This window comes from Nostoc sp. CALU 1950 (assembly GCF_051172895.1).
Lineage (GTDB): Bacteria > Cyanobacteriota > Cyanobacteriia > Cyanobacteriales > Nostocaceae > Nostoc > Nostoc edaphicum_A.
Window position 1 is genome coordinate 1 of sequence record NZ_JBDNJQ010000327.1, and the last position, 2,890, is coordinate 2,890.

The following is a 2,890-nucleotide window of genomic DNA, read 5'->3' on the forward strand; positions in this document are numbered from 1 at the left end:
TATCTCCTTTTACATTCTCCCTTATTTTGTATATCTTCCAAAAGTGGATGCTCCCGCCAATTGCCAATTATCGGTGCAGCATATTTCAAAACTTTGAATAAGTTACCAATATAAGGTGCAGTTACTCTCAGCCATTTGGCAGGTTCATTTATTTCATATAAACCACCTTCTTGGGTGGGATGCCAACAGCCCGGTGCTTGGCAATAGAGTTGTAAATCTAATTTCTGTCCAGTTAGATTCTTTTGCCAAGCTTTAGCATCACGGGGACGCAACACAAAGATATTGGGACAGTGAGCATCTATGATTGCTTGTTCGCGACGGAATGCATTGGTAAATCCCCGTTGCGTCAGTTCTAGGAGATTTTTGAATTCATCGAGAATTACTGCTTGTCCGTCAACAACTGTTTTTTCTAACTGGTCAATGCGTTCTAGCACTGCATTTTGAGTATTCCAGTTTAAGCCATATAAGAGTTCTGGCACTGAAACATCTTCCATCGCTTCTGGACATTCAATTGTGCCTTTCTTTTTTTCCCAGCGTTGCGATAGTTGTTTATAGTCAAATTCGTGGGTACATGGTTGACCATTATGACCAAAACATGGAATTGTGCGTTGAATGTCTAATCCGGGAAACCTGGCGAGAGTGAGTTCCATGCCATCTCGAAGTAGGACAAAGAAATTTAGCGGGTTAGGGCCTCGCACTGTTAATTTAATATAGCGATCGCTTTTAACAGCTTCCACTAATGCTAAATGTTCTTGCTCATAAGCAAATAAGACACCGTTACGCCAATGAATGCCAGTTGTGAAGCGGTGTTGACGCGCAATAAACCAAGTGGGAATCCCCGCAGGAATAGTATTGAGTTGAAATTTCATCGAAATTTCATGGCACTCACCTGTTTGTTTAATTTGCTGCCATTTCTGTTCATAATTAGGCGCGTCGAGGGGCAAACGTTCCACAACCAGACTGAGATCCCGGTTTTCTTGAGTGCGGTAGGAAAGATCAAAACGCTCCATGAGGTGCAAAAAGTGATCTCGCATTGATGGCTCTAAGTCTCTCCAAAGTTGAGCCATTTCCTGACGGGTGAAAATGCCCTTGCGGTTGATTACATCTTCGCTTTCTAGTACTTTGCTGATATATTCAGTTACCCACTGGGGCTTGAGGATAACGGTATCGTTAAGTTCTTCGTTGTCTTGGAAGTAGAGAATTTCACCTAATTCATGCAGCCATCGCGCTAGCACTTCCTTGCTGATGTCAGCAACTTGGGACTCAGCCATGATGTCCCACAATTGCTGTGGTGTGATTTGTTTTTTCGGCTGGGTGCGGATGGCATTGGCAGCATTTAGCCAAGTAGTAGGCCAGATTTCACCCATTAAGGGTAATTTGGCGGCTGCTTCAGCAATTGCTTGCCGCAGTTCTCCAACGCCTCGGCTGATTTTAGAGCTAATTTTACAGTGTTCAATAATCTGGGGGTACTTGCGGCGTAACTCAGCCAGGGGAAGGTCTGCATCTCGCTCATCGATGTGGGTGGCGACGAGTAAAATCGGGGATTCCGGAGCTAAGGCTTTGATAGTATCCAGCCAGTAGTAGAGTTTACCTTGCTCAAATCCCAGTCGAGCATTCCAGGCAAGTAAGAATAGGGAACGGTTGGTGAGAAAGAATTGATGGGTAGCATGATAGATTTCCTGTCCACCAAAATCCCAGGTTTTCAGATGCATTGTAGTACCTGCTTTGCTGGGATGGCTTAGATCGAGCCATTTAATTTCAATACCGTGAGTGGTGGATTCTTGAGTGTCGAACTCTTCACCGCGTAATGCTCTTAATAAGGATGTCTTACCTACACCTCCTTCACCGACGACTAGCAGTTTAGAAACCCACTGCCGTAGGCTACCCTCTAAGCGTTTACGAAGATAGGTCAAAATTGCCTGCGTTCCCTGCTCGACAATCTCAGGCGGCGGCGAGGTCAATTGTTGATTGTTATAGAGGGATAGCCTTCTCAAGTTAGAGAGTTGGCTGATTTCTAGCGGCAGGCTACTGAGTTGATTATCAGAGAGGTATAACTCAGTCAAGTTGGAGAGTTGGTTGATTTCTGGCGACAGGCTGCTGAGTTGATTGTTATGGAGGTATAGCACTGTCAAGTTGGAGAGTTGGCTGATTTCTGGCGGCAGGCTGCTGAGTTGATTGTTATCGAGGTATAGCCTTGTCAAGTTGGAGAGTTGGCTAATTTCTGGCGGCAGATTGCTGAGTCGATTGTTATCGAGGTATAGCTCAGTCAAGTTGGAGAGTTGGCTGATTTCTGGCGGCAGACTGCTGAGTTGATTGTTTGAGAGGGATAGCGTTGTCAAATTGGAGAGTTGGCTGATTTCTGGCGGTAGGCTGCTGAGTTGATTGAAAGAGAGCAATAGCCTTGTCAAATTGGAGAGTTGGCTGATTTCTGGCGGCAGGCTATTGAGTTGATTGTTATAGAAGGATAGCGTTCTCAAGTTGGAGAGTTGGCTGATTTCTGGCGGCAGGCTGTTGAGTTGATTGTTATGAAGGAATAGCGTTGTCAAGTTGGAGAGTTGGCTGATTTCTGGCGGTAGGCTACTGAGTTGATTGAAAGAGAGGTTTAGCTCCGTTGCCTTTTTCTTCACAGCTTTTTCTATAATTTGCAACAGTTCTTCGTTTGTCACTTAGAAACCTCATCAACTCTGTAGCGATATTTACTAAAGTAGTATATCGTAACTAAGTCTTAGACACTGGATTAGTGTGTTGATCTGCGTAAAAATGGCTGTAATGTTTAAATAGCAAGGTGCATAGGTGTAGCCCGTCATAGACATCGCTACCCTCGAAATAACATTCACTCATTAATGGAGTTCAAAGCCTCATTAACGGAGCTAAAAGACTCATTAATGGA

At 44.4% G+C, this 2,890-nt stretch carries 1 protein-coding gene; it reads right to left on the reverse strand.

Annotation, left to right across the window (positions count from 1 at the left end):
• A partial coding sequence (locus ABF638_RS37540) for a COR domain-containing protein (RefSeq protein ID WP_435027813.1) occupies positions 1 to 2,666 on the reverse strand: 2,666 nt, incomplete at its 3' end.
• Positions 2,667 to 2,890: the final 224 nt, after the last annotated feature.